This window comes from Microbacterium foliorum (genome assembly GCF_006385575.1).
GTDB lineage: Bacteria > Actinomycetota > Actinomycetes > Actinomycetales > Microbacteriaceae > Microbacterium > Microbacterium foliorum_B.
The window spans coordinates 33,432-49,364 of sequence record NZ_CP041040.1 but is presented as its reverse complement, the minus strand read 5'-3'; the positions used below and the strand labels follow the sequence as shown (position 1 = coordinate 49,364).

General features: G+C 68.0%; 18 protein-coding genes. 10 read left to right on the top strand and 8 right to left on the bottom strand.

Annotation, left to right across the window (positions count from 1 at the left end; translation table 11 throughout):
* Nucleotides 1-61: 61 nt before the first annotated feature.
* The 7 genes from FIV50_RS00270 to FIV50_RS00240 all read left to right on the top strand — a co-directional run bounded on the left by FIV50_RS00270 (nt 62) and on the right by FIV50_RS00240 (nt 7,766).
* Nucleotides 62-1,594, top strand: coding sequence for a mannitol dehydrogenase family protein (locus FIV50_RS00270; RefSeq protein ID WP_258184342.1), 1,533 nt, complete (start codon nt 62-64; stop codon nt 1,592-1,594).
* Nucleotides 1,591-2,595 (top strand): L-idonate 5-dehydrogenase, encoded by a 1,005-nt coding sequence (locus FIV50_RS00265; protein ID WP_140035678.1) that lies wholly within the window; start codon nt 1,591-1,593, stop codon nt 2,593-2,595. Before FIV50_RS00270 ends, FIV50_RS00265 begins: the two co-directional genes overlap by 4 nt.
* A gap of 54 nt (nt 2,596-2,649) precedes the next feature.
* Nucleotides 2,650-4,041 carry an MFS transporter gene (locus tag FIV50_RS00260; RefSeq protein ID WP_140035677.1) on the top strand — a complete coding sequence of 464 codons (1,392 nt, stop codon included), beginning with the start codon at nt 2,650-2,652 and terminating at the stop codon, nt 4,039-4,041.
* An 82-nt stretch (nt 4,042-4,123) separates the two neighbouring features.
* The gene (gene manD / locus FIV50_RS00255) at nt 4,124-5,350 is read left to right on the top strand and encodes a D-mannonate dehydratase ManD (protein WP_140035676.1); all 1,227 of its coding nucleotides are present in this window, start codon (nt 4,124-4,126) and stop codon (nt 5,348-5,350) included.
* A 4-nt stretch (nt 5,351-5,354) separates the two neighbouring features.
* Nucleotides 5,355-6,008 carry a bifunctional 4-hydroxy-2-oxoglutarate aldolase/2-dehydro-3-deoxy-phosphogluconate aldolase gene (locus tag FIV50_RS00250; protein ID WP_140035675.1) on the top strand — a complete coding sequence of 218 codons (654 nt, stop codon included), beginning with the start codon at nt 5,355-5,357 and terminating at the stop codon, nt 6,006-6,008.
* The gene (locus FIV50_RS00245) at nt 6,005-6,964 is read left to right on the top strand and encodes a sugar kinase (protein WP_258184341.1); all 960 of its coding nucleotides are present in this window, start codon (nt 6,005-6,007) and stop codon (nt 6,962-6,964) included. Before FIV50_RS00250 ends, FIV50_RS00245 begins: the two co-directional genes overlap by 4 nt.
* A 40-nt stretch (nt 6,965-7,004) precedes the next feature.
* Nucleotides 7,005-7,766, top strand: coding sequence for a Pr6Pr family membrane protein (locus tag FIV50_RS00240; RefSeq protein WP_140035674.1), 762 nt, complete (start codon nt 7,005-7,007; stop codon nt 7,764-7,766).
* Between the two features lie 167 nt (nt 7,767-7,933).
* Here the strand turns inward: FIV50_RS00240 and FIV50_RS00235 are convergent, their stop codons facing one another.
* Both FIV50_RS00235 and FIV50_RS00230 read right to left on the bottom strand, forming a co-directional pair.
* On the bottom strand, nt 7,934-8,164 hold the full coding sequence (locus FIV50_RS00235) for a hypothetical protein (RefSeq protein WP_140035673.1): 231 nt from the start codon (nt 8,162-8,164) through the stop codon (nt 7,934-7,936).
* Between the two features lie 26 nt (nt 8,165-8,190).
* The gene (locus FIV50_RS00230; protein ID WP_140035672.1) at nt 8,191-8,427 is read right to left on the bottom strand and encodes a hypothetical protein; all 237 of its coding nucleotides are present in this window, start codon (nt 8,425-8,427) and stop codon (nt 8,191-8,193) included.
* Between the two features lie 289 nt (nt 8,428-8,716).
* On the opposite strand from FIV50_RS00230, the gene FIV50_RS00225 reads away from it, so the two are divergent.
* Together FIV50_RS00225 and FIV50_RS00220 are read left to right on the top strand one after the other, a co-directional pair.
* Nucleotides 8,717-9,043, top strand: a complete 327-nt coding sequence (locus FIV50_RS00225; RefSeq protein ID WP_140035671.1) for a hypothetical protein — start codon at nt 8,717-8,719, stop codon at nt 9,041-9,043.
* A gap of 67 nt (nt 9,044-9,110) precedes the next feature.
* The gene (locus tag FIV50_RS00220; RefSeq protein WP_140035670.1) at nt 9,111-10,100 is read left to right on the top strand and encodes an aldo/keto reductase; all 990 of its coding nucleotides are present in this window, start codon (nt 9,111-9,113) and stop codon (nt 10,098-10,100) included.
* A 13-nt stretch (nt 10,101-10,113) separates the two neighbouring features.
* Here the strand turns inward: FIV50_RS00220 and FIV50_RS00215 are convergent, their stop codons facing one another.
* The 3 genes from FIV50_RS00215 to FIV50_RS00205 form a co-directional block, all read right to left on the bottom strand.
* Nucleotides 10,114-10,911 carry a siderophore-interacting protein gene (locus tag FIV50_RS00215; RefSeq protein WP_140035669.1) on the bottom strand — a complete coding sequence of 266 codons (798 nt, stop codon included), beginning with the start codon at nt 10,909-10,911 and terminating at the stop codon, nt 10,114-10,116.
* A 68-nt stretch (nt 10,912-10,979) separates the two neighbouring features.
* On the bottom strand, nt 10,980-12,404 hold the full coding sequence (locus tag FIV50_RS00210) for an LCP family protein (protein ID WP_219846230.1): 1,425 nt from the start codon (nt 12,402-12,404) through the stop codon (nt 10,980-10,982).
* An 81-nt stretch (nt 12,405-12,485) separates the two neighbouring features.
* A complete protein-coding gene (locus FIV50_RS00205) occupies nt 12,486-12,842 on the bottom strand; it encodes a hypothetical protein (RefSeq protein WP_140035668.1) in 357 nt (118 codons plus the stop codon).
* A gap of 159 nt (nt 12,843-13,001) precedes the next feature.
* Between FIV50_RS00205 and FIV50_RS00200 the strand changes: the two genes are divergently transcribed.
* Nucleotides 13,002-13,415 (top strand): hypothetical protein, encoded by a 414-nt coding sequence (locus tag FIV50_RS00200; protein WP_140035667.1) that lies wholly within the window; start codon nt 13,002-13,004, stop codon nt 13,413-13,415.
* Between the two features lie 332 nt (nt 13,416-13,747).
* Here FIV50_RS00200 and FIV50_RS00190 read toward each other — a convergent pair whose 3' ends face one another.
* The 3 genes from FIV50_RS00190 to FIV50_RS00180 are packed head-to-tail and all read right to left on the bottom strand — an operon-like array spanning nt 13,748 to nt 15,797.
* Nucleotides 13,748-14,032, bottom strand: a complete 285-nt coding sequence (locus tag FIV50_RS00190; RefSeq protein ID WP_140035665.1) for a hypothetical protein — start codon at nt 14,030-14,032, stop codon at nt 13,748-13,750.
* 17 nt (nt 14,033-14,049) lie between these two features.
* Nucleotides 14,050-14,868, bottom strand: a complete 819-nt coding sequence (locus FIV50_RS00185; protein ID WP_140035664.1) for an ABC transporter permease subunit — start codon at nt 14,866-14,868, stop codon at nt 14,050-14,052.
* The gene (locus tag FIV50_RS00180; protein WP_219846229.1) at nt 14,865-15,797 is read right to left on the bottom strand and encodes an ABC transporter ATP-binding protein; all 933 of its coding nucleotides are present in this window, start codon (nt 15,795-15,797) and stop codon (nt 14,865-14,867) included. The genes FIV50_RS00185 and FIV50_RS00180 overlap by 4 nt, the downstream gene beginning before the upstream one ends.
* Nucleotides 15,798-15,933 lie beyond the last annotated feature (136 nt).

The following is a 15,933-nucleotide window of genomic DNA, read 5'->3' as shown; positions in this document are numbered from 1 at the left end:
GCATGACGATCAACGCCGATCACCCTCAGCGGTGCGCGGCCCCGAGCGAAGGAGCCACCGCGTGAGCATCCCAGCACCGGCCCTGCGCCGCACGACCTCTGCGACAGCCTCCCCCCTTGTCGCCCCGACCGACGCAGGCATCCTGCACCTCGGACTCGGCAGCTTCCACCGCGCGCACCAGGCGGTCTACACCGCGGCGGCACTCCAGTCCGCAGGCGGCGACTGGGGCATCATCGGCGTCGCATCCCGCTCGCGCTCGATCGTCGACGCGATGCACGCGCAGGACATGCTCTACTCGGTCGCGACCATCTCGCCCGGCAGCACCTCGCTCACCATCCCCGGCGTGCACACCGATGCGTTCGTCGGCGCCGAGCAGCCCGAGCGCGTGATCGCGCAGATCGCCGACCCCGGCATCCGCATCGTGACCCTCACCGTCACCGAGAACGGCTACAGCTACTCCCCCGCCACCCAGCGCCTCGATCTCGACGACGACACGGTGCGCGCCGACCTGCGTGGCGGCGCCGCCCGCTCGACGATCGGCCAGCTCGCCCGCGGGCTGCAGGCCCGCGCTGCCGCAGGCGGGGCCCCGATCTCGATCCTCAGCTGCGACAACCTGTCGGCCAACGGCAAGCACACCGAGAAGCTGGTGCGCGAGTTCCTGCACGAGCTGCCCGGCTCCGAAGGCAGCGACGCGCTGGCCTTCCTCGATCGCTCCGTATCGTTCCCCTCGAGCATGGTCGACCGCATCGTGCCGTCGACCACGGCCGAGCTGCGCACCCGCGTGAGCGCGCTGCTCGGCGCCACCGACGACATCCCCGTGCCGGCAGAGCCCTTCACGATGTGGGCGATCGAAGACCGTTTCGCCGGCGGCCGCCCCGCCTGGGAAGCCGGCGGCGCGGTCTTCACCGACGAGGTCGCACGCTACGAGCAGATGAAGGTGCGGCTGCTCAACGGCACGCACTCGCTCATCGCCTACCTCGGCGCTCTCAGCGGAGTCGGCACGATTCCCGAGGCGATCGGACTCGACGGCATCGAGAGCGCGGCTCGTGCTGTGCTGCGCGACGAGTACGAGCCCTCGATCGAGGTGCCGTCCGGTGTCGACATCCGCGCCTACGAGAGCGAGCTGTTCGAGCGCTGGGCCAACAGCGCCCTCGGCCACCGCACGAGCCAGGTCGGCACCGACGGCTCGGTCAAGCTGCGTCAGCGCATCCCTGAGCCCGCGCTGCTCGCCCTCCGCAACGGCGAGATGCCGCACCTGATCGCTCTGACCGTCGCCGGATACCTGTCATGCATCGCGCCCCTGCCGGGCTTCGACCCCGGCCCGCACGCCGCCGCGATGACCGACGGCGCCCGCGAACGACTGGCCGGATACGCGGCCACCGCCCGCAACGGTCGGGAGCTCGCGCAGCGCGTGATCGCCGAGCTGCACCTGTTCGGTGATGAACTCGGATCGCAGGATGCGTTCATCGCCCGCGTCGGCGAACTCGTCGACACCATCCAGCGACGCGGCGTCAATGCCGCTATCTGGGATGCCGTCTCGGCATCCCAGACAAGCACATCAGCACTCACCAGGGCAGAGGAGATGCAGCCATGAAGGCTCTCGCCATCCACGGCAAAGAAGACATCCGCTGGGAGGACCGCGAGGTTCCGACCCCCGACGACGGCGAGGTGCGCCTTCGCGTGAACTACGTCGGCATCTGCGGATCCGACCTGCACTACTACTTCCACGGCGCCAACGGCGAGTACACGATCCAGGAGCCGCTGACCCCCGGTCATGAGCTGTCGGGTGTCGTCGACCTCGACCCGTCCGGTCGCCTCGCGCCGGGCACCCCCGTCACCGTGCACCCCGCACGCTACGGCCCTGAGGTGCCCGGTCTCGAAGACCGCCCGCACCTGCGCCCCGGCGGCGACTACTTCGGCAGCGCCGCGGCGAATCCGCACCGTCAGGGCGGAGCATCCGAGATGCTGATCGTCGAAGAGCAGATGATCCGAGTGCTCCCGGCCTCGCTGCCCCTCGAGCGCGCAGCCCTCGCCGAGCCGCTGGCCGTCGCCATCCACGCCGTGAACCTCGCCGGCGACTTCACCGGCAAGCGGGTGCTCGTGATCGGCGCCGGACCCATCGGCCTCCTCGTCGTGGCCGCTGCGGTCAAGGCTGGAGCGTCGGTGATCGGCGCCAGCGATGTGCGCGAAGAGCCCCTCGAGCGGGCGAAGGCCCTCGGCGCGACCGAGGTGTCGCTCGTCGGCCGCGACACGATCGAGAACGAGTCGTACGACATCGTCTTCGAATGCTCGGGCGTCGGAGTCGCGCTCTCCTCAGCTGTCCGCGCCGCTCGCCGCGCCGGCACGATCGTGCAGGTCGGAATGCTCCCGAACGCCGACATCGGAGTGAACCTCGCGCCGATGCTCGCCAAGGAGCTCACGATCCGCGGCGCCTTCCGCTTCTCCACCGAGATCGACGACGCGGTCGCCCTGCTGGCCGAGTCCGACGCCCTCGACTCCGTCATCTCCCACGTCCTCCCGGCATCCGATGCCGTCCAGGCCTTCGACCTCGCTCGCGACTCGTCCGCCTCGGCGAAGGTCCTGCTCTCCCTCTAGCGACACCCGACACCCGACACCCCACCCTGTTCCTGGTCCGAAGGAGTACCTCCCATGTCAGAACCGCAGACGACGGCCACGGCCGCCGATCCCGCCGAGAAGAGGTCGGTCAAAGACCTCGTGCGCGCGGCCATATCCGGATGGCTCGGCACGGCGCTGGAGTTCATGGACTACCAGCTCTACTCGCTGGCAGCCGCATTGGTCTTCGCCGATCTGTTCTTCTCCTCCGAGAACCCGGCGGTCGCCGTGGTCGCCGCGATGGCCACCTACGGCGTCGGCTACGTCGCCCGCCCGGTCGGCGCATTCTTCTTCGCGCGTCTCGGTGACAAGACCGGCCGCACGAAGGTGCTGTTCTACACGATCCTCCTGATGGGTCTCGCGACCACCCTGATCGGCTTCCTGCCGACGTACAACCAGGTGGGCGTGCTCGCGCCGATCCTCCTCGTGCTGCTGCGCATCGCGCAGGGCTTCGGCGCGGGAGCCGAGATCTCGGGCGCGGGTGTCATGCTCGCCGAGTACGCACCGGCCAAGCGCCGGGGCATCATCGCCTCGCTCGTCGCGCTCGGCACCAACTGCGGAACCCTGCTCGCCTCGGGCATCTGGGCGATCCTCCTCGTCGCCTACAGCGAGCAGGAGGTCATCGACTGGGCATGGCGCATCCCGTTCATCGGCAGCGCGATCATCATGCTCTTCGCGATCTGGGTGCGTTTCAACCTCAAGGAGACCCCGGTCTTCGAAGAGCGCGATGACGTCGTCGACGGCAAGGCCCTCTCGCGTGAGGAGACGATCCAGCTCGCCACCGAGACCAACGACATCCGCACGCTCGAGGCGATGAACCGCAAGCCCTGGAAGGCGTTCTCGATCGCCCTCCTGCTGCGATTCGGCCAGGCCGGCAACTCGGGCATGATCCAGACCTACCTCATCAGCTACATCACCGTCGTGCTACTGCTCGACCGCTCGATCGGCGTCAACGCCGTGATCGTCTCGTCGCTCGTCGCGTTCATCACCGTGCCACTGTCGGGCTGGCTCGGCGACCGCTTCGGCCGCAAGCGCATGTACATGATCTGGTCGATCGTCGCGCTCATCATCATCGTCCCGACGATGCTCATGATCAGCAGCGGTGTCACGGTGCAGGTCTTCATCGGCTACGTCGTGCTGCACAACCTCGCGGTGATGAGCTTCGCGTCGCTCGAGAACCTCACGCTGCCCGAGCTCTTCGGCTCCCGCAACCGCTACACGTTCACGGCCATGGCACGCGAGATCGCCGCCATCATCGCGACCGGCGCGGGTCCTGTCATCGCCGCCGCGTGGGTGTCGGCCGTCACCGGCTCGTTCATCCCGATCATCATCATGCTCTTCATCTTCACCCTGAGCGCCCTCATCGCCTCGATCTGGATGCCTGAGGTCGCCGGTCGCGACCTGACGGACCCGCGCGACGCGATCTGACCCAGCCGCTCATCACGACCAGGGGTGCGGACGCCCGAACGTCCGCACCCCGCACCTCGCCCCGCATCTTCAGGAGAACGACATGACCATCGAGATCGTCGACGTCAACATCACCAGCCCCGGACGCAACTTCGTCACGCTCAAGATCACGACCTCCGACGGCATCGTCGGCCTGGGCGACGCGACGCTCAACGGACGCGAGCTCGCGGTCGCCTCGTACCTCTCCGACCACGTCGCCTCGATGCTCATCGGCCGCGACGAGGATCGCATCGAAGACACCTGGCAGTACCTTTACCGCGGCCCGTACTGGCGTCGCGGCCCTGTGACCATGGCGGCGATCGCCGCGGTCGACATGGCCCTGTGGGACATCAAGGCCAAGAAGGCCGGGATGCCGCTGTACCAGCTGCTCGGCGGCGCCAGCCGTGAGGGAGTCCGCGTCTACGCGCACGCCTCCGGCACCGACTACGCGGCGCTCAAGAATGCGATCACCGGCTACGAAGAGCTCGGCTACACCGCCGTGCGCGTGCAGACCGGCGTGCCCGGCCTCGGCCAGATCTACGGCGTCTCGAACGCCGGGCCCGGCGTGCGCTACGACTACGAGCCCGCCAAGCGCTCGGGCGACCGCCCGAGCGAGGAGACGTGGGACACCCGCAACTACCTCACCCACATGCCCGGGGTCTTCTCGCAGATCCGCGAGGACTTCGGCACCGACCTGCGCATCCTGCACGACGGACACCACCGGATGTCGCCGATCGAGGCCGCACGCTTCGCGAAGGACATCGAGCCCTACGACCTCTTCTGGCTCGAGGACTGCACCCCGGGTGAAGACCAGACCGCGCTGCGCCTGGTGCGCCAGCACTCCACGACGCCGCTCGCGATCGGCGAGGTCTTCAACTCGGTCTTCGACTACCAGACCCTCATCACCGAGCGTCTGATCGACTACGTGCGCTCGGCGGTCACCCACACCGGTGGCATCACGGCCATGAAGAAGCTGCTCGACTTCGCCGCGATCTACGGCATCAAGTCAGGCATCCACGGTCCGACCGACATCTCGCCGGTCGGCATGGCCGCCGCCCTGCACCTCGACCTCGCGATCCACAACTTCGGCATCCAGGAGTACATGCCGCACAACGAGCAGACGCTCGAGGTGTTCCAGACCTCCTTCACGTTCGACAAGGGCTTCCTGCACCCCGGTGACAAGCCCGGACTCGGTGTCGACCTCGACGAGGATGCCGCAGCCGGCCACGAGTACACCAAGGCCTATCTGCCGGTGAACCGCCTGCTCGACGGGACCGTCCATGACTGGTGAGGTCATGACTGGTGAGGTCCGCCGGGTCGCCCTGCCTCAGCGCACGGTCGACTCCCGCCTGATCGTCGTCGCGCGCGCGACGCGTGCCGAGGACTACGACGCCGTACTCGACGTGCTCGTCGACGCCGGCATCCGCAGTGTCGAGCTCACGCTGACCACTCCCGGCACCTTCGAGCACTTCCCCCAGCTGCTCGCGCGGTTCGGTGACGCGATCGACCTCGGCATCGGCACCGTCACGAACACCGACGACCTGGCACGGGCCATCGAGGTGGGTGCTGCCTACATCGTCACGCCGATCACGTCGACCGACTTCGTCACCCAGGCGACGGATGCCGGTGTGCCGATCGTTCCGGGCGGACTCACGCCGACCGAGCTGTTCGCCTCGTGGTCTGCGGGCGCGTCGGCGGTCAAGGTGTTCCCGGCCGGCCAGGCGGGTCCCTCGTACCTCAAAGACCTGCGCGGCCCCTTCCCCGATCTCGTCGCGGTGCCCTCCGGCGGCGTCGATCTCGCGGGAGCCGAGGCCTGGCTGCGTGCCGGTGCGGTCGCGGTGAGCGTGGGCGGACCGCTGCTCGGTGACGCGTTCAACGACGGCGATCCCGCCGCACTGCGCGAGCGGGCAGCCGCGTTCGTCGAGGTGTGCGCCCGGGACTCCGCGTGACCTCGCCGTCGCCGTCGGTCGTCACTCTCGGCGAGACCATGGCGCTCGTGCGCACGACCGAGATCGGCTCGCTGCGGCACGCGAACTCTCTGGCGTTCGGCATCGGCGGCGCCGAGAGCAACGTCGCGATCGGTCTCGCCCGGCTCGGCATCCCGACATCGTGGCTCGGACGCGTGGGCGACGACTCCCTCGGCGAGCGCGTCACGCGGGAGATCCGCGGAGACGGCGTCGATGTGCGAGCGATCGTCGACCCGGATGCCGCGACCGGCCTGATGGTGAAGGAGCGCCCCTCTGCGGCATCCACCGCCGTGCACTATTACCGCGCGGGGTCGGCCGGATCCAGGCTGCGGCCCGAGGACCTGCCGGACGGATGGGTCGAAGACGCTTCCCTGCTGCACCTCACCGGCATCACGCCCCTACTGTCCGAGACGGCCAGGGCCGCCGTGCATGCTGCGATCGACAGGGCGCGGTCGGCCGGCACCATGGTGAGCTTCGACATCAACTACCGCTCGGCGCTCGCCTCACCCAGAGTCGCGGGCCCGGTGCTGCGCGATATCGCCGAACGCGCCGATGTCGTCTTCGGCGGCGCCGAGGAGTTCGCCATCCTGTATCCGGGGACCTCACCGGTCGAGGCTGCTGCACGACTGCAGGATGCCGGGTGTGCGACGACCGTGCTGAAGCAGGGGCCCGACGGAGCGTCGGTCTACGCGGCCGGTTCCGTGAACGGCGCGCCGGGATTCACGATCGACCCGGTCGACACCGTGGGGGCGGGTGACGCCTTCGTCGCCGGCTATCTCAGTGCTCTGCTCGACGGGCAGAACATCGACGCGGTCCTCCGGCGAGCGAACGCGTGCGGCGCGATGGCGTGCCTGGTTCCCGGAGACTGGGAGGCCGCCCCGACCCTGCGCGATCTCGAGCGATTCCTCGACGGCGATTCCGACCCGGTGCGGCGCTGATTCGGCGTTGGCGCCGCCCGAGAACGCGTAGCCTCGAAGGATGTCCAAAGCCGTCATCTCTCCGTCCACGGCTTCCGGCCTACCCGACTCAGAGCCCGCGCGCGGATCGCTGTTCTCGCACGCCGCGGTGAACTCCCGACCGGTCGCTCTCGTCTACCGACTCATCACGCTGGCGGTCATCCTCACCGGTGTCATCCGGCACGCCAACCTCCTGACCGGCGATCCGTCATGGACGACCGTGCTGTTCTACACGATGGTCAGCAATCTGATCTGCCTCGCCTGGGCGCTGCTCCTCATCGTCCGCACCGTCCGAGACCTGCGTCAGAGCGGCCCGCTCGGCACCTCGACGCCCAGCGCCCGGGGCAGCGGAGCGGTGATGTTCGCGATCACCGTCACGATGCTGATCTATCTGATCGTGCTCGTGCCCACGAGGTTCGCCGACGGCGACGCCGAGATCTTCTCGCTCACCGACAACCTGATCCACATCATCACGCCGGTGCTGGTGATCATCGACTGGCTGGTCTTCGTGCCGAAGGGGTCGTTCCGTTGGGTCGACCCGCCGCTGTGGACGCTCATCCCCTATGCGTACCTGACGTGGGCATTCGCCTACGGAGCGCTCGGCGGAGAGTTCACGCCCGGACAGACGTATCCGTACCCCTTCATGGACGTCGACGCGCTCGGGATCGCCGGCGTCACGCAGTGGATCATCGCCCTCACGATCGCCCTCGTCGCCGTCGGCTACGTGTTCGTCATCATCGACCGCGCGCTCGGCGCGATCGCCCGACGGGTCGCGCGGCGCTGATCCGGTCCCTCCTGGGCGGCCCTGGGGAGGCTGCGCGCAGCACCGGCACTGCGCCTCGGGAGGAGAACTGCGCCTGGGGAGGATGAATCCTCGGATTCCCTCCGCCCGAAGCGCAGTTCTCCTCCCGACGGCGCGGCTGCCTCAGCCTCCCGACGGCCCGAGTCCCCTCAGTCCCCTGCGTCACCCGAGCGGCGCGTACCGACACCCGGCTCGTCGTTGTGGACCGACTCGTCCTGCACGGATGACTCCGATGACGGATCGACCCGCACCGGGCCCGACCCGCCGGAGTCCGCCCCGGCGTTGCCGGCGGGAATCTCCCCGATCTGGTCAGGGTCATCGGCATTCCGATCGTCGATGAGCGCCGCGATCCCCTCTTCTGAGGGTTCTGCGCCGCTCACATCCCGGCCAGACTCCTGGCCGTGGCTCACTCTGTGCCGTCCCGCAGATCGGTCGGTGCGTCGCCGCTGTGCGATGTGCCTTCATCCTCCGGGGCGAGATCGCCCTGTCCGTCCTCGCCGAGCTCGGCGTCGAGCGGTTCTTCGCCCTGCGTCTCAGGCTGCGAGGTGTCGGTGGGGAACGTTTCGTCGACGAAGTGGTCGACCGGGGGAACCCCCGGCATGTTCGGCGGGAAGCTGTTGGCGAATGCGTCGATGTTCGACATGATGCCCTCCTCTGATTCGTCCGAGTCATCATGATCCGCCTGATCCGCGGCGAGCGCAGGGCGGTTGACAGCCGACCTCTGGGCGGGGAGGATTCCGCCCGTCTGGTCAGGGTCAGGGTCAGCCGGACAGGCCGAAGGCGCGCAGCACACCATCGACGTGCGCATCGATCTCAACCGGAGTCGGGAGTCCGGCCAGGCCGAGCCGCCGTGGCGATGATCGCGCGCCGAGCGACAGCATCGCCGAGAGCGTCGCCGTCAGCTCCCAGCATCCGTCTCTAGGCTCGCCACCGTGGACACTGAGATGACGGTGACTGAGCGCCGAGACAAGCGCATCGAGATCACTGCAGAGGTCATCATCCTGGTGATCGGGCTGACTGCCGCAGCCACCGCCCTCTCGACTCTGTTTCCGGGGATTCTGAAGAGTATCCAGCGGCTCCCCCTCGAGGTTCCGGCCATCGCGTCAGCTCTGCTGGCCGTCGCCATGGGCATGGCGGCGTTCGTCAAGCGAGGCGATCTGGTCAAGGGCGGGTTCGCGGTGCTCCTCGTGCTCTGGGTGCCGTTCCTCGGGCAGGCGATCTGGTTCGCACTCGTGCTCGTGCTGTTCAGATTCAGCTGACGGAAGCGCCTGACTGCTCCGTACCGTGAGAGCATCGGTCGCAGACACGACACGAGGGAGTATTCGAATGCTCGACACAGAGAACAGCGTGAGGCTCGGTCACTCAGGACTGCGGATCTCGAGGGTCGTGCTCGGATGCATGAGCTTCGGCGCCCCCGATCGCGGCGCGCACGGGTGGTCGCTTGACGAAGAGGCCAGCCGTCCGCTGATCAGGCAAGCGCTCGAAGCCGGGATCACGACCTTCGACACCGCTGACGTCTACTCCGACGGCACGAGCGAGGAGTTCGTCGGTCGAGCGCTGGCCGACTTCGCCAGCCGCGATGAGGTCGTGATCGCGACCAAGGTGCACGGGCGCATGGGACCGGGTGCGAACCAGGCCGGGCTCAGTCGCGCACACATCCTGTCGGGCGTCGACGCGAGCCTGCGGCGCCTCGGCACCGACCACGTCGACCTCTACCAGATCCATCGATGGGATCCGCAGACGCCGATCGAGGAGACGATGCAGGCTCTGCACGACGTCGTCCGCTCCGGCAAGGCCCGATATATCGGTGCGTCGTCGATGTGGGCATGGCAGTTCGCGAAGGCTCAGCACGTTGCGGCGCAGAACGGATGGACGCCGTTCGTGTCGATGCAGGACCAGTACAACCTGCTGCAGCGCGAGGAGGAGCGCGAGATGCACCCGTTCTGCCTCGATTCCGGAGTCGGGGTGCTGCCCTGGTCGCCGCTCGCGCGCGGCAGGCTCACACGCGACTGGGACGAGAAGACGGCGCGCACCGCGACGGATGCCTTCGGAGCGACGCTGTATCGCCGCGAGGAGGAGTCGAACCGCGCCATCGTCGAGGCGGTCGCTCGCGTCGCCGAGGCGCGAGGAGTCTCCCGCGCGCAGATCGCTCTCGCGTGGGTCGCTCAGCAGAACGCGGTCACGGCGCCGATCGTCGGCGCCACGAAGGTGGGTCACATCGAGGATGCCGTCGCGGCCGTCAGCATCCACCTCGAACCCGCCGAGCTCGAAGCGCTCACCAGCGCATATACGCCTCGCGAGCCGGAGGGGTTCTGACCGCGGGCGAGCGCTACTCGATCTGGCCGATGGGCTCCCGCTTCTCGGCCTGGAACTGATCCTCGGCGCGGCCCCGTGCCCAGTAGGCCGAGATCGACAGCGACTCTCTCGGCACCTCGCGCTGCTTCAGCAGGGCCCGGACGGCCTTGATGGTTCCGCGCTCTCCGTGCGCGAAGACGCCGGGGTGGCCCGCACCCCACGGCAGCTCGGCGACAACGGCCAACAGCTCGTCATCCGTGTCGGTCCATCGAACCGTCACGCCGGCCGGAACCTCGGGCAGGAGGCGGTCGGCGGGGTCGGCCACCGTGAGGATGATGTGCCCGACGGCATCCGCTTCCATCGCCTCGACGGCCGATGAGATCGCGGGGAGGGCGGTGTGGTCGCCGATGAGCAGATGCCACGGCGTTTCGGATGCCGGGCGGTACCCTCCGCCGGCTCCGCTGACGACGAGCGTGTCGCCGACCTGCGCCGACCGAGCCCACGGGCCCGCGACGCCCTCGTCTCCGTGCACGACGAAGTCGATCACGAGGCGCTGCTGCTCGGCATCCGCCGCGCGCACCGTGTAGGTGCGCCGGGCGGGCAGCTTCTCGGGGCTCTCCTCGCGCAGCTGCGCGAGGTCATAAGGAGGAGTGAGCCCGTGGCGCGGGTCTGCGAACAGGATCTTCACGTACTTGTCGGCGAAGACGTTGTCAGTGAAGGCCTCGTACCCGTCGCCTCCGGCCGTGATGCGCACGAGGTCGGGACTGACCTGCACCACCTGCTGCACGCTGAGCACGGCTTGGCTGGGGGCTCGACGAGGCTGATCCGGCATTGCGTCTCCTGACGGTGGGGAACGAAGTCCCCTCCAGTCTGCCGTCCCCAGCCCTGAGCGAGGGCCGCTCAGCCGGCGCAGAGGTCGGTGTCTGCGCTCCGGTTCACGGCGTCGACCGGCCGCGGCGGCACCGGTGTCTCGCGAGGCTGGGCGATGAGCGCTTCGTAGTCCGCTCCGAGAAGCAGCTGCACCCCGTCGACGTCGCCGATCTGAACGGTCACCGCGAGCCCGAGTTCGGCGGCCAGCGCCTGAGCCGTCTGCTGGGCGTCGGGGGTGTCGGCAGCGGTGACGGTCGTCAGTTCGACCGGGTCGGCGTTGGCGATGCTCGCCACGGTGTATCCGTAGCCGGTCGCGTCCTCCGAGACACGGGATGCCAGACCGCTGACACCCGCACCATTGAGGATCTGCACGGGGGCGGTGCGCACCGGCGCCTCGGGCTGCACCTCGTCGGTGGTCAGCACGATCGGCACGTCGTCGATCAGCGCGCGGAAGATGACGTCGGCATCGGCGGTGGGCACGACTCGGTTGGGATCTTCAGGAGCCTCGGTCGTCGGCATCGTGACGAACGTGACGCTGCTCAGCGGAACGTTCGCGACCCGCGCGGCGAGGCCGGCCAGGTCGGTCAGCGCGCCGAGCCCGGGGTCGACGGTCATCGACGAGGTGACGGCGTCGAGAAAGGCGTAGAGACGGTCGGGGCGCACCAGCACGTCGGACTTCGTCGCCTTCTGCACGATCGCCGAGAGCACCATCTGCTGATGCCCGAGGCGAGCGATGTCGCTCTCTTCTGCGAGCGCGTGCCGGGTGCGGGCGAGGGCGAGTGCCTGGTCGCCGTTGATCGACTGCGCGCCGGCCGGCAGATCGAGCCTCGCGTGGCCGTCCTGCAGGGGCTCGGGCAGGCACACGTCGATGCCGCCCATAGCATCGACCATGCCGATGAAGCCCTCGAAGTCCATCTGCACGAAATGATCGATCGTCAGTCCCGTGAGCTGCTCGACCGCCGCGACCGAGCAGGCGGGTCCGTACTGCAGCGCTGAGTTCAGCATCCCCCAGCCGCCGCCATACGACCCGCGTCCGTTGTCGTCGCAGGCGGGCAGGTCGCCGAGGGTGTCGCGCGGAAGCTGCACGGCGTCGATCCGGGTGTTGTCGCTCGAGATGTGCGCCACGACCATCGCATCGCTGCGCTCACTGCCGTCGTCTTCACCGAAGCCCTCCGATTCGAGTGCCCTGGAGTCGGATCCGAGCAGCAGGATGTTGAGATCCCCCGTCGCGAGCTCGGGCTCGGTCTCTCCGTCGTCGGAGCGGATCGGCGCGGTGGTGACGTTTCCCTGCAGCTGCGCGTAGGCGATCGCGCCGACGGCGACCAGCGCCACGACGACAGCTGCACTGATCCAGCCGATCACCCGACCACGCCGCCGGCGAGGTCGAGTCACGGGTCCGGACTCGGGCGACACGTCGCTCTGGTCGTCGTTGCGGGAGGATGCTGGCGGTCTCACCTGTTCACACCATCACGACTCGGCCGCCACCACCGACACGTGGGGGCGGCGAGTCCTGCGAGGGTGCTGTGAGCTCAGGGCTCAGGCCGTGACGTAACCGCGGGAGGAATCGTCGTGGACGAGGCGGTAGTCCGGACTCACTCCACGGTGGTCGGCCAGGCTCCACACCCGTGCCGAACCGGTCTGATCGGCCGATGAAACGCCGTACTCGAGCACGAGTGCGGCCGGCATCCGCCCGTCGCGGTACTCGCCGACGAAGAAGCGCGGGCTGCCCAGGCCGCCCGAGTCCACGCGCCCGACGAATCGACCCGACTCGGTCACGCGAGGCGGGGTGGCGAGCAGGTCGGCGGTGGTGATGCGCTGCACGGCCTCATGCTGTGCGAGACGCAGCAGCGGGGCGGGCAGAGATCTGTACTCTGGGGCGTGTTCGTGACTCATTCGAGCCTCCTCAGTCAGGGATGGTGGTGTCTCACGGACAGTGGTGCCGGGGCTGCAACCCCGGCACCACATCGTCCTTCCACCGTACCTTATTTTTAGTCATTCAAAATAACGAGGTGGCTTCGCGCGTCCTGCTCAGGCGGTGAGTAGCCTTCATCCATGACCTTCCACATCGAGCACACACTCGACGGCCGCCACACGAGCACCGGCAGCTACGACTCTCTCGGCGAGGCGGTGATCGCGGCGCTGGGCGTGCGGCGCGCGCCCGTTCTCGTCGTCGACGACTCCGCCCCCGGAGATGCGGATGCTGTCGCCGTCGTCCTGAAGAAGGGTGAGGTGCTCACCGCGACGGCCGAGCCCGAGTGGTGGGGTCGACTGAAGAAGCCGTCACAGGAGAAGCTCCTCACCGGCGGACGGCTCGACGCCGGCGTCGTGACGGACATCACCGAGGCGGGCGGTGCTGTGGCCGCGACCGCATGGGAGAGCGGCCCCGTCGAAGAATGGGAGCTGACACCGGCATCCGACCACGACTGGGTGCGCTTCGAGGCGGCACGCCGGTCGGTGCGTCGCTGACATCCTTCCGACGCATGTGAAAAGGCCCGGCTTCCTCGGCAGATTCAAGGGGTCATCGCAACAGCAAGCGTGTGCCGCATCGACTCCGCATGCCCTCGGGTGACGGATCACGCGCACGACGATGTTGATGCACAGCTCGTCGATGTGGTGCTGCAGCACGACGATGTCGAGCACGAGCAGGTCGACGTCGTGCTGCACGCACTACTCGTTGTACTTGTGGATGCCGCCGCGAGATCGTCGGACATCGCGAGGTCGAAGACCTCGAAGGTCTCTACCTCCAGGGCCGCGACTTCAGATCTCAGTCTTGTCATGCTGTACTCCTCCGCCGACGTTCATGAGAACGTCATCCCGAACACGGATGACGAGGCGATGAAGGACAGCACAGCGAGTATCGCGAAGATCGCCTTCTGCCCCGTCGTCCTGCTGATGACGGCCGTTGCACCCGCTGCGACGGCTCCGACCATGCCGAGGAAGGCAAGCGCGCGGGTCACACCAGGGGCCGAGAAGCCGAAATGCCACACAACGGCCGCCACCGCACTCGCTGCTCCGAGCACCGCGACGACGGTCGTGACGCGTCGCAGGCTCCGCCACCGGTCGATCGTCTCTTCTGTTGTCATGATGATCCTTCCCTTCCTCATCGGATGTCCCGCGCTCGGAACACCACTGTGGCCACAGCTCCACTCACGACAGTCCACGCCACGAGCACGACGATCGCAGCACTCACTGGGGCATCGGGCACGCCGCCCGGCATGGAGGCGATACCCGCCGCGTCGGCGAGCACGGCGGACGCGCCGCTGATCAGGCCCACCCGCACTGGCGCGAGAGCCGTGGCCACCGCCGCGAGGCCGTGCACCATCTGCTCCACGACCAACGCCCACAACACCCCGATCGCGATGCTCGCCGCGAGCGAGCGGGTCACGATGCCCAGCATGAAGCCCATCATCGCCCACGCCGACGCGATGAGCCAGGATGCCGCGGTCTCGGTCACGATCGCCGAGAGATCCCACCGCATCGGCGTTCCCTCGATGAGCGAGATCACGATCGCACAGACAGCTGCCGTCACCACCGACAGCACGATGACGACCGAGACCAGCAGCAGCAATGCGGTGATCTTGCCGGTGAGCACCGTCCCTCGCTCGGGTACGCGGCTGACGGTGAGGCGGAGGATTCCAGACCGTTCGTCTCCCGCGGCCATCAGCGCGCCGAGGATGATCAGCACGGGCGCTCCGTACATCGGCAGCGAACCGAGGACAGCGGCCGATGCCGACTCAGTGGTCAGGCTCGCCAGCATCGCCTCTCGCTGTAGCCCAGAGAGATCTTCGACAGTCATCGCCACGATGAAGTTCGCGACGTACGCGAACAGCACGATCTGGAGCAGCCAGACGATGGGCAGGACGGTGAACGCCCTCCTGTGCCGCATTCCGTAAAGCTCGGCGTTCACCGTCGACATCATGAGGCGCTCCGTTCGTCGGCTGCAGTCATCTCCAGGAAGACCTCCTCCAGCGAGCGTTGATCACGCCGGATCCCGGTGACCTCCACTCCCGCAGACACGAGGGCGACGGTGAGGGACGAGGTGATGTCCTGCGCCGAGATCACCTCGACGCCCTCGTCCGTCGCCCTGACTCCGTCGACGTGCGCGTGGTTGCGCAGCACCTCGAGTGCCGCCGCGACATCCACTGTCGTGATGGTGATCCTCGGTGCACCGCCGTGCGCGGTTTCGATCTCGGCGGGGGTGCCGGTGGCGATGATCCGCCCCCGATGCAGCACTGCGACCCGATCGCAGACCTGAGCGATCTCCGACAGCAGGTGGCTGGACAACAGCACGGATCGCCCCTGTCGTGCCTGGGTCCGAATCAGATCGCGCATCGCCGAGATGCCGGCAGGGTCGAGTCCGTTGGTCGGCTCGTCCAGGATCAGGAGTTCGGGTTCCCCAAGCAGCGCCGCGGCAAGACCGAGACGCTGCTTCATCCCTAGCGAGTAGGTACGGAAGACGTCGTCGGCCCGATCGAGCAGCTCAACGGTCTCCAGCGCCACTTCGACGCTCTCCCGGCGAAGACCCGCATACTTGGCGACGAGTACGAGGTTCTGGCGCCCCGTCATCCCTGGGTAGAAGGTGGGGCCTTCGATCATCGTCCCCACCCGCCGAAGGATCTCGTTGCTCAGCGTCGAGCTACCCAGCACCGAGAACGAGCCGCTGGTCGGTCGCGCGAGTCCCACGAGCATCCGCATGAAGGTGGTCTTACCCGCCCCGTTGAGGCCGACGAAGCCATAGACCTCACCCCGGTTGACTTCGAGACTCACCTCGTCCACTGCGGTTCCGCGGGGGAAGCGCTTCGTCAACGCCGTCGCCCGGATCGCATGACCCGTGTCCGTGATCATCATGTCTGACCCCATTTCGTCGAAATCGGTATCCGGGTTCCCGCCTGTGCGTCCCGTTTCGCCCTCGTGCGCCGTGTCAACAGGATGCCGAAGACAAAGGTCACGAGTACGGAGAAGTACCAGCCGGGGCGTGAATCGT

Excerpts from the sequence above, each read along its gene's own strand:
- FIV50_RS00265 (WP_140035678.1), top strand. The coding sequence starts at position 1,591 with ATGAAGGCTCTCGCCATCCACGGCAAAGAAGACATCCGCTGGGAGGAC.
- FIV50_RS00260 (WP_140035677.1), top strand. The coding sequence starts at position 2,650 with ATGTCAGAACCGCAGACGACGGCCACGGCCGCCGATCCCGCCGAGAAG.
- manD (WP_140035676.1), top strand. The coding sequence starts at position 4,124 with ATGACCATCGAGATCGTCGACGTCAACATCACCAGCCCCGGACGCAAC.
- FIV50_RS00250 (WP_140035675.1), top strand. The coding sequence starts at position 5,355 with ATGACTGGTGAGGTCCGCCGGGTCGCCCTGCCTCAGCGCACGGTCGAC.
- FIV50_RS00240 (WP_140035674.1), top strand. The coding sequence starts at position 7,005 with ATGTCCAAAGCCGTCATCTCTCCGTCCACGGCTTCCGGCCTACCCGAC.
- FIV50_RS00230 (WP_140035672.1), bottom strand. The coding sequence starts at position 8,427 with ATGTCGAACATCGACGCATTCGCCAACAGCTTCCCGCCGAACATGCCG.
- FIV50_RS00220 (WP_140035670.1), top strand. The coding sequence starts at position 9,111 with ATGCTCGACACAGAGAACAGCGTGAGGCTCGGTCACTCAGGACTGCGG.
- FIV50_RS00215 (WP_140035669.1), bottom strand. The coding sequence starts at position 10,911 with ATGCCGGATCAGCCTCGTCGAGCCCCCAGCCAAGCCGTGCTCAGCGTG.
- FIV50_RS00205 (WP_140035668.1), bottom strand. The coding sequence starts at position 12,842 with ATGAGTCACGAACACGCCCCAGAGTACAGATCTCTGCCCGCCCCGCTG.
- FIV50_RS00200 (WP_140035667.1), top strand. The coding sequence starts at position 13,002 with ATGACCTTCCACATCGAGCACACACTCGACGGCCGCCACACGAGCACC.
- FIV50_RS00190 (WP_140035665.1), bottom strand. The coding sequence starts at position 14,032 with ATGACAACAGAAGAGACGATCGACCGGTGGCGGAGCCTGCGACGCGTC.
- FIV50_RS00185 (WP_140035664.1), bottom strand. The coding sequence starts at position 14,868 with ATGATGTCGACGGTGAACGCCGAGCTTTACGGAATGCGGCACAGGAGG.
- FIV50_RS00180 (WP_219846229.1), bottom strand. The coding sequence starts at position 15,797 with ATGATGATCACGGACACGGGTCATGCGATCCGGGCGACGGCGTTGACG.